Source organism: Streptomyces canus (genome assembly GCF_030816965.1).
GTDB lineage: Bacteria > Actinomycetota > Actinomycetes > Streptomycetales > Streptomycetaceae > Streptomyces > Streptomyces canus_E.
The window spans coordinates 555,280-570,663 of sequence record NZ_JAUSYQ010000002.1 but is presented as its reverse complement, the minus strand read 5'-3'; the positions used below and the strand labels follow the sequence as shown (position 1 = coordinate 570,663).

12 protein-coding genes are annotated in these 15,384 nt (G+C 70.3%); 4 read left to right on the top strand and 8 right to left on the bottom strand.

Annotated elements, in window-relative coordinates:
- Window positions 1–25 precede the first annotated feature (25 nt).
- Window positions 26–1,921 carry an AMP-dependent synthetase/ligase gene (locus tag QF027_RS03535; RefSeq protein WP_307072550.1) on the bottom strand — a complete coding sequence of 632 codons (1,896 nt, stop codon included), beginning with the start codon at window positions 1,919–1,921 and terminating at the stop codon, window positions 26–28.
- A gap of 152 nt (window positions 1,922–2,073) precedes the next feature.
- Between QF027_RS03535 and QF027_RS03530 the strand changes: the two genes are divergently transcribed.
- A complete protein-coding gene (locus QF027_RS03530) occupies window positions 2,074–2,307 on the top strand; it encodes a DUF6480 family protein (RefSeq protein ID WP_053848060.1) in 234 nt (77 codons plus the stop codon).
- Between the two features lie 3 nt (window positions 2,308–2,310).
- Here the strand turns inward: QF027_RS03530 and QF027_RS03525 are convergent, their stop codons facing one another.
- The 6 genes from QF027_RS03525 to QF027_RS03500 all read right to left on the bottom strand — a co-directional run bounded on the left by QF027_RS03525 (window position 2,311) and on the right by QF027_RS03500 (window position 11,170).
- Window positions 2,311–3,399, bottom strand: coding sequence for a glutamate--cysteine ligase 2 (locus QF027_RS03525; protein WP_306986164.1), 1,089 nt, complete (start codon window positions 3,397–3,399; stop codon window positions 2,311–2,313).
- Window positions 3,400–3,508: 109 nt separating this feature from the next.
- Entirely contained in the window at window positions 3,509–5,716 is a 2,208-nt protein-coding gene (gene glgB, locus QF027_RS03520) for a 1,4-alpha-glucan branching enzyme (protein WP_306986165.1), read from the bottom strand.
- Window positions 5,717–5,719: 3 nt separating this feature from the next.
- Window positions 5,720–7,078 (bottom strand): maltokinase N-terminal cap-like domain-containing protein, encoded by a 1,359-nt coding sequence (locus QF027_RS03515; protein WP_307072548.1) that lies wholly within the window; start codon window positions 7,076–7,078, stop codon window positions 5,720–5,722.
- A 26-nt stretch (window positions 7,079–7,104) separates the two neighbouring features.
- Complete coding sequence (gene treS / locus QF027_RS03510) at window positions 7,105–8,823, bottom strand: maltose alpha-D-glucosyltransferase (protein WP_307072546.1); 1,719 nt, start codon at window positions 8,821–8,823, stop codon at window positions 7,105–7,107.
- Entirely contained in the window at window positions 8,820–10,796 is a 1,977-nt protein-coding gene (locus QF027_RS03505) for an alpha-1,4-glucan--maltose-1-phosphate maltosyltransferase (RefSeq protein WP_307072545.1), read from the bottom strand. The genes treS and QF027_RS03505 overlap by 4 nt, the downstream gene beginning before the upstream one ends.
- 74 nt (window positions 10,797–10,870) lie before the next feature.
- Entirely contained in the window at window positions 10,871–11,170 is a 300-nt protein-coding gene (locus QF027_RS03500; RefSeq protein ID WP_306986169.1) for a DUF5133 domain-containing protein, read from the bottom strand.
- A gap of 246 nt (window positions 11,171–11,416) precedes the next feature.
- Here QF027_RS03500 and QF027_RS03495 point away from each other — a divergent pair, with 246 nt between their 5' ends.
- Window positions 11,417–11,911, top strand: coding sequence for a pep a2 (locus QF027_RS03495; protein ID WP_306986170.1), 495 nt, complete (start codon window positions 11,417–11,419; stop codon window positions 11,909–11,911).
- A 44-nt stretch (window positions 11,912–11,955) separates the two neighbouring features.
- Entirely contained in the window at window positions 11,956–14,052 is a 2,097-nt protein-coding gene (gene glgX, locus QF027_RS03490; protein WP_307082262.1) for a glycogen debranching protein GlgX, read from the top strand.
- A 24-nt stretch (window positions 14,053–14,076) separates the two neighbouring features.
- Here glgX and QF027_RS03485 read toward each other — a convergent pair whose 3' ends face one another.
- Window positions 14,077–14,880 (bottom strand): VOC family protein, encoded by an 804-nt coding sequence (locus QF027_RS03485; protein ID WP_306986171.1) that lies wholly within the window; start codon window positions 14,878–14,880, stop codon window positions 14,077–14,079.
- Window positions 14,881–15,050: 170 nt separating this feature from the next.
- Here QF027_RS03485 and QF027_RS03480 point away from each other — a divergent pair, with 170 nt between their 5' ends.
- Complete coding sequence (locus QF027_RS03480) at window positions 15,051–15,383, top strand: ANTAR domain-containing protein (RefSeq protein WP_306986172.1); 333 nt, start codon at window positions 15,051–15,053, stop codon at window positions 15,381–15,383.
- Window position 15,384 lies beyond the last annotated feature (1 nt).

Below are 15,384 nucleotides of genomic sequence, written 5' to 3'. Positions count from 1 at the left end.
CCTCGAGCGTGTCGGCTCGGGCGCATCACCGGAACACGTTGTCCGAGTCGTCCCAGCTCAGCACGTCATCCGCCGGTGTGCGCCGGGCACCGGGCGAGCGGGCCTGGTACATCGCGTCGATCTCCAGCGCGTACCGGCGCACGATCTCGTCCCGGCGCAGTTTCATCGACGGCGTCAGCAGGCCGTTGGCCAGGTCGAACGGCTCCGACAGCACCCGGAACACCCGGATCGACTCCGAGCGCGAGACCGTGCTGTTGGCGGCGGCCACGGCTCGCGCGATCTCCTCCCGCAGCGCGTTCTCCTCCCGCGCCGAGGGGTCCTGCTGGGCCACCAGAACCCCTCGCCAGTGGGCCAGGAACACCGGGTCCAGGGTGAGCAGGGCGCCCACGCAGGGCCGGTTGTCACCCACCACCACGGCCTGGTGGATGAGCGGGTGCATCCTCAGCCGGTGTTCCAGGGCGGCCGGGGCCACGCTCTTGCCGCTGGTGGTGACGATGATGTCCTTCTTGCGGCCGGTGATCGTCAGATAGCCGTCGGCGTCCAGCCGCCCGAGGTCCCCGGTGGCCAGCCAGCCGCCGTACAGCGCGGCCCGTGTCGCGGACTCGTCGTTGACATACCCCTGGAAGACCGACGGCCCGCGCACCAGGATCTCCCCGTCGTCCGCCACCCGCAGGTCCACACCCGGCAGGGGCCGGCCCACGGTCCCGGACTTCTCCCGGCCCAGCGGCTGCATGGTGATTCCGCCGCAGGTCTCGGTGAGCCCGTATCCGTCGTGGACGTAGACACCGATGCCCTCGTAGAACAGGGAGAGCTCACGGTTGAGGGTGGAACCGCCCGAGGTGGCACGCCGGGCCCGGCCGCCCAGCGCTGCCCGCAGTCTTCGGTACACGGTCCGTTCGTACAGGGCGTGCTGGAGCCGCAGGTCGAAACCGGGACCGGGACCCTCGCCCAGCCGCTGGCGCTCGCAGGCCAGGGCGAAGTCCCGTGCCGTGTCGGCGGCCCGCTCGAACAGGGCGCCGCGGCCCGCCTGCTGGGCGGCGCGCAGGAAGTTCTTGTAGATCTTCTCGAAGACAGAGGGGACGGCGTAGAAGTAGGTGGGACGGAAGGAAATCAGGGAGGCCGCCAGCGCCTCCTCGCTCAGGTCGGGCTCGTGGGCCATGAGCAGACCGCCGCGGATGCACACGCCCTGGATCATCAGGCCGTACACGTGGGAGAAGGGCAGGAAGGCGAGGACGGACGGCTGCTGTCCCGCCGGTGCCGTGATGCGGCGCCAGCCCTCGATCAGCGTGTCGACGGGGCTCGCGAGGCCGCGGTGGCTGAGCGCGCAGCCCAGCGGACGGCCGGTGGTGCCGGAGGTGTAGGCGATGACCGCTGTGGAGTCCGGCAGCACGATGCGGCGCAGTGACTCGACCGTGGCGAGCGGGATCATCCGGCCCCGCTCCGTCAGCTCTCCCAGCGCGTCCGCGTCCAGCTGCCAGACATGGCGCAGTCTGGGCAGCGAGGCGCACACCGAGCCGACCGTCATCACCGCCTGCTCGTCCTCCACCACCACGGCCACACAGCCGGTGTCCCGCAGGATCCACTCGACCTGTTCGCGCGACGACGTCGGATAGATCGGCACGACCTCGGCGCCGACCGTCCACAGCGCGTAGCTGAGGACCGTCCACTCGTAGCGGGTGCGCGCCATGATCGCCACCCGGTGGCCGGGCGAGATCCCGGACGCGACCAGCCCCTTCGCGAGGTCCACGACCTCGTCCCGCAGCTCCACGGCCGTGACCTCCTGCCAGCCTCCCGAGGAACCCTCGGGACGGCGGGCGAGCACCGGCAGGGTGGGGTCGAGATTCGCCCTCTCGAAAACGCTGTCGGCCAGGCCCCCGCTGGATTGCGAGATGGTCCGGGGAGCGAGGGCGAAGTCGCGCATGCACTGCTCCTGACGTGTACGGGCTGTGACTGAGCCGACGAGCTCGGTCATCGGCGGTGCTCGAATCTAGCCCAGGTGTGAGCGGGCGGTACCTGGAATACGGAAGTAAGCGGTCACCTGTGATCTGGTCGAGATCGGGGCACTCGGAGCGCATGAGTTACACGAACCCTGATCCCGAACCCGAACGCACCACCGGACTGGAACCGGGCGGTGGCGTACCCCCGGGCGAGACCCCGCCTGCCGAGAGCAGCCTGCCCGAGGCAGGTCCCCGGGAGACGCACAACCCGACCAGGGGCTGGGCCAAGGGGCCGCTGGCCCTGATCCTCCTCCTGGTCGTGCTCGTCGCCGCCTTCTTCCTGGTGTACGCGATCGTCCTGGCCCTGTGACGACTACGACTGGGTCAGCCGCACGCACTCGGTGACCACGTCCCGCAGGCTCCCGGTGCGCTCCAGCAGCTCGCGCTGCACCCGGGCGCCGTTGCCGTGCCGCAGCAGTTCGGCACAGGACTCGCGGGCCCGGTCCAGGTCGCCGCTGTCGGCGAGCGCGTCCTCGACATGCTCCAGCAGGGCCCGCACCACCGTTTCCGCGGGCATCCTGTGCATGGTCGCCGGGTGGAGCAGTTCCTCGGACAACCCGGAGCGCGCGGCCCGCCAGGCGGCCAGTCGCAGCAGGCTCACGCTGTGAGTCAACGGCTCGCGGCCCGCCCGCCACTCGCGCGCGGCCGTCTCCACCAGCCCGCGGGCGAGGGTCGCCAGGAGCACGGCCGTGTCCGCGTGCAGACAGACGTCCGAGACCCGGATCTCCACCGTCGGGTAGTTCCGCGACAGCCGGGCGTCGAAGTAGATCATTCCCTCGTCCAGGATGACGCCGGTCGCCACCATGTCCGCGACCCGCCGGTGATAGCGCTCCGCCGAGCGGAAGGGCTCGGTCGGACCGGCCGAGGGCCAGCGCTGCCACACCCGGCTGCGATAGCTGCTGTAGCCGGTGTCCTTGCCCTGCCAGAAGGGCGAGTTGGCGCTCATCGCGGCCAGCACGGTCAGCCAGGGCTGCATCCGGTCGACGACGGCGACGGCCTCCTCGTCGGACTCCACGGACACATGGACGTGACAGCCCATGACGAGCTGCTCGCGGGTGGCGATGCCGTACTGATCCGCCATCCACTGGTAGCGGCGGCCGATGCCGACCGAGGGGCTGACGGGCAGCGGCGAGGTGGCCAGGGAGGCCACGGCACAACCACTGTCGCCGGCGAGCCGGGCGGCCTCCTTGCGGCAGCGCACGATCTCGGCGCGGAGCTCGTCCATCCCCGACTGCGGGTGGGTGGCGAACTCCAGCATCTGGTTGTGCAGCTCCTTCTCGAAGACGTCCTGATCCGGCCCGTCCTGCGCGGCCCGCGCGAGCACGGCCGCGGACAGAGCCTGCGGCTCGCCGGTCTCGGGGTCGACCAGGAGGAGCTCCTCCTCCACTCCGACGGTGCGCAACGTGATCCAGCCCCTTCTGTGGCCCTCGGCGACGACGAGGATGCTCGTTCTCGTACGACCCCGACTGCCCCCTCGGGACCGGTCGGACACCTCCGCGCCGCCCGCGGACTCAGCCGGGCACCGGGACCAGCCACACCGTCGCGAGCGGCGGCAGGGTGAACCGCAGCGCCCCGTCCTCCGCCTTGACCGGGTCGCGCCGGACGATGTCGCCGCCGCCGTACCGCGCGGCGTCGGTGTTGAGGGACTCCTGCCACAGGGGAAGACCGTCGGGAACGGTGAGGCGGTAGTCCTCGCGCACGACGGGGGAGAGGTTGGAGACCGCGAGCAGCGGGCTGCCCGCCGCGTCGAACCTCAGGAAGGCGAAGACGTTGTCCTCGGCCGCGTCCCCCACCACCCACCGGAAGCCGCCGGGGTCGGTGTCGCGCTGCCAGAGCGCGGGGGTCGCCCGGTAGGTGGTGTTCAGGTCGCGCACGAGGTCACGGACGCCCCGGTGGTCGGCCTCGGCCCCGTACGCCGGGTCGAGCAGCCACCAGTCCGGGCCGTGGGACTCGGACCACTCGGCGCCCTGGGCGAACTCCTGGCCCATGAACAGGAGCTGCTTACCGGGGTGGGCCCACATGAAGCCGAGATACGCACGGTGGTTGGCGCGCCGTTGCCACCAGTCGCCCGGCATCTTGGAGACCAGCGCCTGCTTGCCGTGCACGACCTCGTCGTGGGAGATCGGCAGGACGTAGTTCTCGCTGTACGCGTACACCATCGAGAAGGTCATCTCGTTGTGGTGGTACTTGCGGTGCACCGGCTCATGGCTGATGTAGCCGAGGGAGTCGTGCATCCAGCCCATGTTCCACTTCAGGCCGAAACCCAGACCCCCGCTGTCCGTGGGGCGGGTCACGCCGTCCCAGGCCGTGGACTCCTCCGCGATCGTGACGACACCCGGCGCCCGGCGGTACACGGTCGCGTTCATCTCCTGGAGGAAGGCGACCGCGTCGAGATCCTCCCGCCCCCCGAACACGTTGGGGCTCCACTGGCCGGAGTCACGCGAGTAGTCGAGATAGAGCATCGAGGCGACCGCGTCCACGCGCAGCCCGTCGATGTGGAACTCCTCGCACCAGTACACGGCGTTGGCGACCAGGAAGTTGCGCACCTCCACGCGCCCGAAGTCGAACTCGTACGTCCCCCAGTCCGGGTGCTCGGCACGCCGGGAGTCTCCCGGCTCGTACAGCGGGTCCCCGTCGAAGCGGGCCAACGCCCAGTCGTCCTTGGGGAAATGGGCCGGCACCCAGTCCATGATCACGCCGATGCCGGCCCGGTGCAGGGCGTCGACCAGGTACTTGAAGTCGTCCGGGGTGCCGAGCCGGGCCATCGGCGCGTAGAACCCGGTGACCTGGTAGCCCCAGGAGCCGCTGAAGGGGTGCTGCGCGACCGGCATCAGCTCGACATGGGTGAAGCCCAGGTCCCTGACGTACGACGGCAGCTCGTCGGCCAGTTGACGGTAGGTCAGTCCTGGCCGCCAGGACGGGAGATGGACCTCGTAGACCGAGAACGGCGCCACGTGCACAGGCGTGTCCCCGCGGTGGGCCATCCAGTCGTGGTCGCCCCACTCGTAGCGCGAGGAGGTCACGATGGACGCCGTGTCGGGCGGCACCTCCGCGCGGCGGGCCATCGGGTCGGCCTTGAGGAATCGGCCGCCGTGGCGCGAGGTGATCTCGAACTTGTAGCGGGCGCCCTCGCCGATCCCCGGCAGGAACAGCTCCCACACCCCGGACGAGCCGAGCGAGCGCATCGGGAACGCCTGCCCGTCCCAGAAGGTGAACTCCCCGGCCACCCTGACCCCTTGGGCGTTGGGTGCCCACACCGTGAAGCGGGTGCCGGTCACGCCTTGGTGGGTCATCGGCTCGGCGCCGAGCGCCTTCCACAGCTGCTCGTGGCGGCCCTCGCGGATGAGGTGGAGGTCGGTCTCGCCGAGCGCGGGCAGGAAGCGGTACGGGTCGTGGACCTCCTGCTCCCCGTCCGCGTAGGACACCACCAGGGTGTAGGCGGGGATCGTGTCGAGAGGCAGCAGACCGGAGAAGAGGCCGTCGCCCTCCGAGGCCAGCCGCCTGCGCTCGCCGTCGATCACGACGCTCACCGCGCGGGCGAACGGGCGCAGCGCCCGGAAGACGATCCCGCCCGCGACCGGGTGGGCGCCGAGCAGCGCGTGCGGGTCGTGGTGGGCGCCCGCCAGCAGCCGGCCCCGGTCCACGGGGTCGAGCGGCGGGGCCGGAGCACAGCGCGCCACTCCGGACGGCTCGGGCAGTGAGGTGTCGCGCAGGGCCACGGCTCAGTCTCCTCTCACGGCGAGGCGTTCGATCGCCGCCATTGGCACGGGCAGCCAGTCCGGCCGGTGTCGTGCTTCGTACAGGACCTCGTAGACGGCCCGGTCGGTCTCGTAGGCGCGCAGCAGGCCGTGCTTCTTGCGCGGATCCCACCCGGCGAGGGCGGCATAGCCCCCGCAGAAGGCCTCCCGGCAGCGGCGCGCCCACTCCGGCCGCCAGGGCCGACGCTGCCGGGCCGCGTAGTCGAAGGAGCGCAGCATGCCCGCGATGTCCCGCACCGGGGACTGGGCGGTGCACCGCTCGGCGAGCGGGCGGGACGGCTCGCCCTCGAAGTCGATGACGAACCACTCGCGGCCCGCCCGCAGCACCTGCCCCAGGTGCAGGTCGCCGTGGACGCGCTGTGCGGGCGGCCCGGAGTCGCACGTGGCCAGCGCGCCGAAGGCGCTTTGCAGGCCGGGGACGAACGGCCGCAGCGCGGGCACGCTGTGCGCGGCGGCGTCCAGGCGTTCGGTCATCGCGGCCGCCGTGGAGCCGTTGTCGTCGTGGCCGCTGCCGGGGAAGGCGGCCGCCAGCGCGAGGTGCACCTCGGCCATGGCCCGTCCCAGCTCGTGGGCCTGCACGGTGAAGTCGTCACCTGAGGCCAGCGCCTGCAGGGCCAGTGCCCAGCCGTCGGACGCGTCGCGCAGATACGGCTGCAGCACGCCGAGTGTCGCCCCCTGCGGATGCGTGGTCCGGAACCAGGCCACCGGCGCCGGCACCCGACGGCAGCCCTGCCCGGCCAGCGCGACCGGCACCTCCAGGTCCGGATTGACCCCGGGCTGGATGCGCCGGAAGACCTTGAGGATGAACTCGTCGCCGTACACCAGCGAGGAGTTCGACTGCTCGGTCTCCAGCAGCCGCGGTGGGAGCCCGGCGGGCACCGGCACCGACGGGTCGCCCTCGAAGCGCAGGGGACCGGCCGTGCCGGGATGCCGCAGCCGCTCCAGCAGCAGCTGCGCCGAGCGCGGGTCGTGCAGGGCGTCGTAGATCGTCAGGCCGGCCAGCGGGCCCCGCTCCGCACGGCCGATGAGGGCGCGGCCCAGACGCGGCGAGAGGTTTTTGCGCACGCCGAGCAGCAGTTGGTAGCAGTCACCTGCCGGGGCGCCGCCGGGCCCGGGCACCCCGCCGTGACCGGTGCGGACCAGCAGATGCAGACAGCCCGGGAACAGCTCGGTCATCGACAGCAGACCGAGCTCACTCACGGGGCGGTCCTTGCCCGCGAACCAGCGCTGCCGCGGCAGCCATTGGCGCAGCAGCTCGCCGAGCGAGGTCATGAGATCGGTCGCGAGCGCGGGCCTCGGGCTGACCGATGCGGTCTTCGGCATGGTGACGCGTCCTTTCGTCGGCACGCTCAAAGGCGTCGGCCGATGCGGGATGCGACTCGGGAGAGCCGGAACCAGTAGAAGCCGTGCCCGCCGAGGGTGAGCAGATACGGCAGTTCACCGATGGCCGGGAAGCGCACCCCGCCGAACAGCTCGACCGGGTGCCGGCCGTCGAACTCACGCAGATCCAGCTCCGTGGGCTGCGCGAACCGGGAGAAGTTGTTCACACACAGGACCAGGTCGTCCTCGTACTCCCGCAGAAAGGCCAGCACCGCGGGGTTGGAGGACTGCAGTTCGGTGAAACTGCCGAGACCGAACGCGGGGTTCTGCTTGCGGATCTCGATCATCCTGCGGGTCCAGTGCAGCAGGGAGGACGGCGAGGCCATCGACGCCTCGACGTTGGTGACCTGGTGCCCGTAGACGGGGTCCATGATGATCGGCAGGTTGAGCCGGCCCGGATCGGCCGTGGAGAAGCCCGCGTTGCGGTCGGGGGTCCACTGCATGGGGGTGCGTACGGCGTCGCGGTCGCCGAGCCAGATGTTGTCGCCCATGCCGATCTCGTCGCCGTAGTAGAGGATCGGCGAGCCGGGGAGCGACAGCAGCAGGGCGGTGAAGAGCTCGATCGTGTCGCGGTCGTTGTCGAGCAGGGGGGCGAGGCGCCGCCGGATGCCGATGTTGGCGCGCATACGCGGGTCCTTCGCGTATTCGGCCCACATGTAGTCGCGTTCCTCGTCGGTGACCATTTCGAGGGTGAGCTCGTCGTGGTTGCGCAGGAAGATGCCCCACTGGCAGTTGTTGGGGATAGCCGGGGTCTTGGCGAGGATTTCCGAGACGGGGTAGCGGGATTCGCGCCGTACGGCCATGAAGATGCGGGGCATGACGGGGAAGTGGAACGCCATGTGGCATTCGTCGCCGCCGGCCTGGTAGTCGCCGAAGTAGTCGACGACGTCCTCCGGCCACTGATTCGCCTCGGCCAGCAGGACCGTGTCCGGATACATCGCGTCGATGTCGCGGCGCACCCGCTTCAGGAACTGGTGAGTGGCGGGCAGGTTCTCGCAGTTGGTGCCCTCCGCCGCGTACAGATAGGGGACGGCGTCGAGCCGGAAGCCGTCGATGCCGAGGTCGAGCCAGAAGCGGAGGGCGGCCAGGATCTCCTCCTGGACGGCCGGGTTCTCGTAGTTGAGATCCGGCTGGTGGGAGAAGAAGCGGTGGAAGTAGTACTGGCCGCGGACCGGGTCGTGACTCCAGTTGGAGGCCTCGGTGTCGACGAAGATGATCCGGGCGTCCTGGTACTGCTTGTCGTCGTCGGCCCACATGTAGTAGTCGCCGTAGGGCCCGTCGGGGTTGGCCCGGGACTCCTGGAACCACGGGTGCTGGTCGCTGGTGTGGTTCATGACGAAGTCGATGATCACGCGCATGCCGCGGTGATGGGCGGCGTCGACGAACTCCACGAAGTCGGCGAGGTCACCGAACTCCGGCAGGACGGCGGTGTAGTCGGAGACGTCGTAACCGCCGTCCCTGAGCGGTGACTTGAAGAACGGCGGCAGCCACAGGCAGTCGACGCCCAGCCACTGGAGGTAGTCGAGTTTGGCGGTCAGGCCCTTGAGGTCGCCGACGCCGTCGCCGTTGCTGTCCTGGAAGGAGCGGACGAGGACCTCGTAGAAGACGGCCCGCTTGAACCAGTCCGGGTCCCGGTCCTTCGCCGGGGTGTCCTCGAAAGTGTCGTGGACGGGCTCGTTGACGGTCACGGTGTGGATCCTCCGATCTGCGGCGCCGACCTCCGGACCTGGAACACGTGCGCGGGTGCCCGACCGGGCTCCAGACGCACGTAGTTGTTGCTGCTCCAGTGGTAGGTCTCACCCGTCAGTTCGTCGTGTACGGACAGGGTCTCGTGCCGTTCCAGGCCGAGTTGCGGCATGTCCAACGAGACCGTGGCCTCCTGGGTGTGGTGTGGATCCAGGTTCACGACCACCAGGACCGTGTCGTCACCGGTGTGCTTGCTGTAGGCGATGACCGCGCCGTTGTCGGTGTGGTGGAAGCGGAGGTTCCGCAGGCGCTGGAGGGCGGGGTGCCGGCGCCTGATGGTGTTGAGCTGGGTGATCAGGGGGGCGAGGCTGTCCTCGCGGTCCCAGTCGCGGGTCTTGAGCTGGTACTTCTCCGAGTTCAGGTATTCCTCGCTGCCCTCCCGCAGCGGGGTGTTCTCGGCCAGTTCGTAGCCGGAGTAGATGCCCCAGGTCGGCGAGAGGGTCGCGGCCAGGACCGCGCGCAGCGCGAACGCGGGCCGGCCGCCGTGCTGGAGGAACTCGTGCAGGATGTCGGGGGTGTTGGCGAAGAAGTTCGGCCGCATGTAGGAGGCCGCCTCACCCGAGAGCTCGCTCAGGTACTCGGTGAGTTCTTCCTTGGTAGTGCGCCAGGTGAAGTACGTGTAGGACTGCTGGAAGCCGATCTGGGCCAGGGTGTGCATCATCGCCGGGCGGGTGAACGCCTCGGCCAGGAAGATCACGTCCGGGTCGGTGGCGTTGATGTCCGCGATCACCCGCTCCCAGAACACCACCGGCTTGGTGTGCGGATTGTCCACTCTGAAGATCCGCACCCCGTGGTCCATCCAGTGCCGCAGCACCCGCAGCGTCTCCGCGATCAGCCCGTCCATGTCGGCGTCGAAGGCGATCGGGTAGATGTCCTGGTACTTCTTCGGCGGGTTCTCCGCATACGCGATGGTGCCGTCCGGCCGGTGGTGGAACCACTCCGGGTGCTTGTGCACCCAAGGATGATCCGGCGAACACTGCAGCGCGAAGTCCAGCGCGATCTCCAGATCGTGCTTCCCGGCCTCCTGCACGAACCAGTCGAAGTCCTCGATCGTGCCCAGATCCGGATGGACGGCGTCATGCCCGCCCTCCGGCGAGCCGATCGCCCACGGCACCCCCACATCGTCGGGCCCGGCGGACAGGGTGTTGTTGCGGCCCTTGCGGAAGGTGCTGCCGATCGGATGGATCGGCGGCAGGTAGACCACGTCGAAACCCATCGCCGCGATCGCCGGCAGCCGGCGGGCCGCGGTACGGAACGTGCCGTGCGGCCGCTGCGGCGTGCCCTCCGAGCGGGGGAAGAACTCGTACCACGACCCGAACAGCGCCCGCTCCCGCTCCACCAGCAACGGCAGCGTCTCCGACGCCGTGATCAACTCCCGCAGCGGGTGGCGGGCGAGCACCGCGTCCACGTCAGGCGTCAGGGCGCCCGCCAGACGGGTGGCGACCGGCAGTGAGTCGTCGGCGAGCGTCTTCGCCGCGGCCACCAGCACCGCATGCTGGGGGCCCTCCGGGACGCCCGCCGCCGCCCGGGTGTAGAGGTCGGCGCCCTCCTCCAGGACCAGACCGGTGTCGAGGCCGGCAGGAACCTTTATGCGGGCGACGTGGCGCCAGGTACCGATCGGATCGCTCCAGGCCTCGACGCGGTACGTCCAGCGGCCCTCGACGTCCGGAGTGACCTCCGCGCCCCAGCGATCGCTGCCGGGGGCCAACTCCCGCATCGGGGTCCAGGGGCCGTGCCGCCCTTCCGGGTCGGTCAGGACGACGTTCGCGGCGACCGCGTCGTGGCCCTCACGGAACACCGTTGCGGTGACCTCGAACGTCTCTCCCACGACCGCCTTCGCCGGACGCCTTCCGGACTCGACGGCAGGGCGGACGTCCCGTACCGGGATGCGGCCGATGACCGGGGTGGAACTCATGCTCTCGCCTCCGCCGTGCTCGAGGCCGGGCGCTGACTGCGCCCGGCCGGGGATCGAAGCTGCGCCGGAAGGGGTTACCTCCCTGCGGGGGACCGTTCCGCGGATCTCGGCGGACCACGCCTTGCGACGGCCCCCGTGCGGGGGAGGTCGCTCTGCTCCTCGAGGTAGGCGCCCACGCTGGTGCGCAGATAGCGCTCGGCGGCATCGGCCGCCTCACGCGCGCAGCGCTTGCCCATCAGGACGCAGAGCGTGTAACCCGAGTCCTCGAAGGTGGCCCGGACGGTGCGGTCGGCGGGGGAGGCCAGCATGACGCGCTCCCAGGCGCGATACCGCCGAAGTTGCCGGGCGACTTCGGCTTTGGCCGGTAGCAGCATGGCGCCGTACACCTTTCCGGGCGGGAGCAGATGCGGGACTCGCGAGATCTTCACTCATGGTGCACGGGTAACGACTCAGCGTCTTGTTGGATCTTCAACTACCTCACGGATCGCTCGTGTTGCACGAATGGCGTAGCACTCCCACTCTGGAGTGACTCTGAAGCGATCAGCACTCACGTTCCGTGTTTCGGGGTCCGGTCCCGCGGGGGCCGGGAGGAGCGGGAGCTTCGCCGGTGAGGAGTGACGATGAAGACCGCAGTGCCCTGCTACTACCACCTCGACGTGGAGGTCAGCCCGGAACGGGTCGGACAGGTCAGGCGCATCCTGGCCGCCCATCTACGGCTCTGGGACCTCGAGACCCTGGTCGAGCCCGTCTGCGGTGGTGCCGAACTGCTGCTCAAGGCCATCGACGAGCACGCGAGGGACAAGAACACCTCGATCGAGCTGTGGTGGAACGGCCAGCACCTCATCACCGCCGTCGCCGAGAACGACAGCGAGCTGCGCCCGGACCTGGATCTGCGCGCCTGCCTGGAGCGGATCGCCGCGATGAGCGACGGCTGGGGCTGCTGCGCCACCGACACCGGCAGCAAGGTCATCTGGTTCTCGCAGCGGGCCCGCGCCGGCGAGCGCGTCCCGCTCGTGCCGACGGCCCCCGAGCCCACCCTGCGGGAGGTGCTCCAGGTGCCGCGCGAGATGCCGGTCGCGGTCCTGGCCGCCACCACTGCCGACGGCGGGTGCTGAGCGTGCCGTCGTCCAGGAAGAAGCCGTACAAGAACGGGAAGCGGGTGCCGGCCTGGAGCGGGCACCCCTACCCGCTGGGCGCCCAATTCGACGGTGAGGGCACCAACTTCGCGCTGTTCAGCGAGGTCGCCGAGCGTGTCGAACTCGTCCTGGTCGACGAGCGTGGCGCCCACACCGCCATTGAGCTGACCGAGGTCGACGGCTTCGTGTGGCACGGCTTCCTGCCGGGCGTCGAGCCGGGGCAGCGTTACGGCTATCGGGTGCACGGACCCTGGCAGCCTTCACTCGGCCACCGGTGCGATCCGGCGAAGCTGCTCCTCGACCCGTACGCCAAGGCGGTGGACGGGGAGATGGACAACCACCCCTCGCTCCACACCCCCGAGGCCGACAGCGCCGGGCACACCATGCTCGGCGTGGTCACCGACCCGGGCTTCGACTGGGGTGACGACCAGCCGCCCAGGCACTTCTACGCCGACAGCGTGATCTACGAGGCCCATGTCCGCGGACTCACCCGCACCCACCCCGCTGTCCCGCCGGAACTGCGCGGCACGTACGCCGGTCTCGCCCACCCGGCGGTGATCGACCACCTGACCTCGCTCGGTGTGACCGCCGTCGAGCTGATGCCGGTGCACCAGTTCGTGCAGGACGGGGTGCTCCAGGACCGCGGCCTGGCCAACTACTGGGGCTACAACACGATCGGCTTCTTCGCGCCCCACAACGCCTACGCCGCCCACGGCACCCGCGGCCAGCAGGTCACCGAGTTCAAGGCGATGGTCAAGGCGCTGCACGCGGCCGGCCTCGAAGTCATCCTCGACGTCGTCTACAACCACACGGCCGAGGGCAACGAGAAGGGCCCCACGCTCTCCTTCCGGGGCATCGACAACGCCTCGTACTACCGGCTGGTCGACGGAGACTGGGGGCACTACTACGACACCACCGGCACCGGGAACAGCCTGCTGATGCGGCACCCCTACGTGCTCCAGCTGATCATGGACTCGTTGCGGTACTGGGTCACCGAGATGCACGTCGACGGATTCCGCTTCGACCTCGCAGCCACCCTGGCCCGGCAGTTCCACGAGGTGGACCGGCTCTCCGCGTTCTTCGACCTCATCCAGCAGGACCCGGTGATCAGCCGCGTCAAGCTGATCGCCGAGCCGTGGGACGTGGGGGAGGGCGGCTACCAGGTTGGCAACTTCCCGCCGCTGTGGTCGGAGTGGAACGGCAAGTACCGCGACGCCGTACGGGACTTCTGGCGGGGCGAGCCGCACACGCTGGGCGAGTTCGCCTCCCGGCTGACCGGCTCCTCCGACCTGTATCAGCACAGCCGGCGGCGACCACGGGCCAGCGTCAACTTCGTGACCGCGCACGACGGTTTCACCCTGCGCGACCTCGTCTCCTACAACGACAAACACAACGAGGCCAACGGGGAGGGCGGCCAGGACGGCGAAAGCGACAACCGGTCGTGGAACTGCGGGGCCGAGGGCGAGACCGACGACCCCGCCGTACTGGAGCTGCGGGCCCGCCAGCAACGCAACTTCCTTGCCACTCTGCTGCTCTCGCAGGGCATTCCGATGCTCTGTCACGGCGACGAACTCGGCCGCACCCAGCTGGGCAACAACAACGCCTACTGCCAGGACAACGAAGTCTCCTGGATCGACTGGGAGTTGAGCGAGGAGCAGCGCGAACTCGCCGAGTTCACGCGGCGCGTGATCGGCCTGCGCACGGCGCACCCCGTCCTGCGCAGGCGCCGGTTCTTCCGGGGCGAGACCCTGACGCACGCGGGGCAGCCGCTGCCCGACCTGGTCTGGCTGCTGCCGGACGCCCGCGAGATGGCCGAGGCGGACTGGCAGCGCTCCGACGCGCACGCGGTCGGGGTCTTCCTGAACGGCGACGCCATCGCCGAACCGGATCCGCGCGGACGCCCGGTGGTCGACGACTCGTTCCTGCTGCTGCTGAACGGCCACTGGGAGCCCGTCGACTTCCGGCTGCCGGGCCCCGCGTACGGCGAACGCTGGACGACCCTGCTCGACACGGCGGAACCCCAGGGCACCGACGAAGCGGAGCACAAGGCCGGCTCGGAGATGACGATCGAGGCGCGCAGCCTGGTGCTGCTGTCGAGGCCGTCCCGCGCGGGCACCTGAGGGCGGGCCTCTCGGCGCTCGCCCTCAGCGCACGCGGCGCGAGGTCACCGTGAACTGGGCGCCGTCGGGGTCGCGCAGGACGGCCTCCTCGCCGTTCTGCGAGAGCACGCTGCCGCCGTGGACCTCCGCCGCCTTGGCGCAGGCCGCCACGTCCTGGACCGCGAAGTGGACCTGCCAGTGCGGCCGGATGCTGGGATCGGGGGCCGAGCCCAGCGCCCCCGACTCGATGCGTGCCACCACGTCGCCCCCGCTGCGCAGCACCACCTCGCCGGCCTCGTAGCGGACCTCGCAGCAGCCGGGACGCTCCGTCGCCCAGTCGAGGACCTCGCCGTAGAAGATCGCGGCGTCGAACGCGTCACGGGTGTGCAGCCGTACGAAGGCCGGCTGGGCGCGGCGCCACACCTCCCAGTTGGCGACGAGCTCGCCCTCCCAGACGCCGAAAGTCGCCCCGTCGCGGTCCGAGAGCAGGGCCGCCCGGCCGGGCGGGAAGGACAGCGGGCCGACGGCCAGCGTGCCGCCGCGTTCCTGTACGCGGGCCGCTGCCTCGTCCGCGCTGGGCACCGCGAAGTACGCGGTCCAGGCCACCGCCATCTGCCACATCGACGCCACCGCCGCGATCCCGGCGACCGGCGTGCCGTCCACCAGCGCGACCCGGAAGCGCCCACCGAGCTTCGCGGGCCTCCACTCCCACCCGAGAACGGCCCCGTAGAACTCCTCCGTGGTCTGCTCGTCACGGCTGGTCAGGCTGACCCAGCAGGGGGCACCGAACACATGGTGCGTGGAGACGAAGTCCGCGGTCGCGGTGGGATGTCTCGGATCGTGGTTCATGGCAGTCGCGTCCTGCTCTCGTCGGCCGGCGGCCACCGGGCGGTCTTGGACCAGTGTCCGTCCGGAACCGCTTCGGGCGCCTGCCGAGTACCCCGAAGGCGGCGCCGAAACGGTGGCCCGTACGCCTGCCGCCCGGTGGCGCGGGCCTGTCCGGGTGACAGGATGGATGGGTGGCAGTCGTACCGAACGAACCCGCCGACGAGTCGGACCGGATCTTCGCCCTGCAGGAGGAGATCGGCCAGCTCAAGGAAGCGATGGCCTCACACGCGGTCGTGGACCAGGCCATCGGCATGGTCGTCGCGCTCGGCAGGGTGACCCCGGACCAGGGCTGGGAAGTGCTGAAGGACGTCTCCCAGCACACCAACATCAAGCTGCGCAACGTCGCGGACCTGATCCTCATCTGGGGACGGTCCGGAGAGATCCCGCCGGAGATCCGGGCCGAGCTGGAAGACGCCATCGACCGCTACGGCCCGACGCAGATTCCGGGGGCGCCGCCCGAGTGAG

Bases quoted from the DNA above. Each gene is read 5' to 3' on its own strand.
- QF027_RS03495 (WP_306986170.1), top strand. From the start codon at position 11,417: ATGAAGACCGCAGTGCCCTGCTACTACCACCTCGACGTGGAGGTCAGC.
- QF027_RS03485 (WP_306986171.1), bottom strand. From the start codon at position 14,880: ATGAACCACGATCCGAGACATCCCACCGCGACCGCGGACTTCGTCTCC.
- QF027_RS03505 (WP_307072545.1), bottom strand. From the start codon at position 10,796: ATGAGTTCCACCCCGGTCATCGGCCGCATCCCGGTACGGGACGTCCGC.
- QF027_RS03535 (WP_307072550.1), bottom strand. From the start codon at position 1,921: ATGCGCGACTTCGCCCTCGCTCCCCGGACCATCTCGCAATCCAGCGGG.
- QF027_RS03530 (WP_053848060.1), top strand. From the start codon at position 2,074: ATGAGTTACACGAACCCTGATCCCGAACCCGAACGCACCACCGGACTG.
- QF027_RS03500 (WP_306986169.1), bottom strand. From the start codon at position 11,170: ATGCTGCTACCGGCCAAAGCCGAAGTCGCCCGGCAACTTCGGCGGTAT.
- QF027_RS03515 (WP_307072548.1), bottom strand. From the start codon at position 7,078: ATGCCGAAGACCGCATCGGTCAGCCCGAGGCCCGCGCTCGCGACCGAT.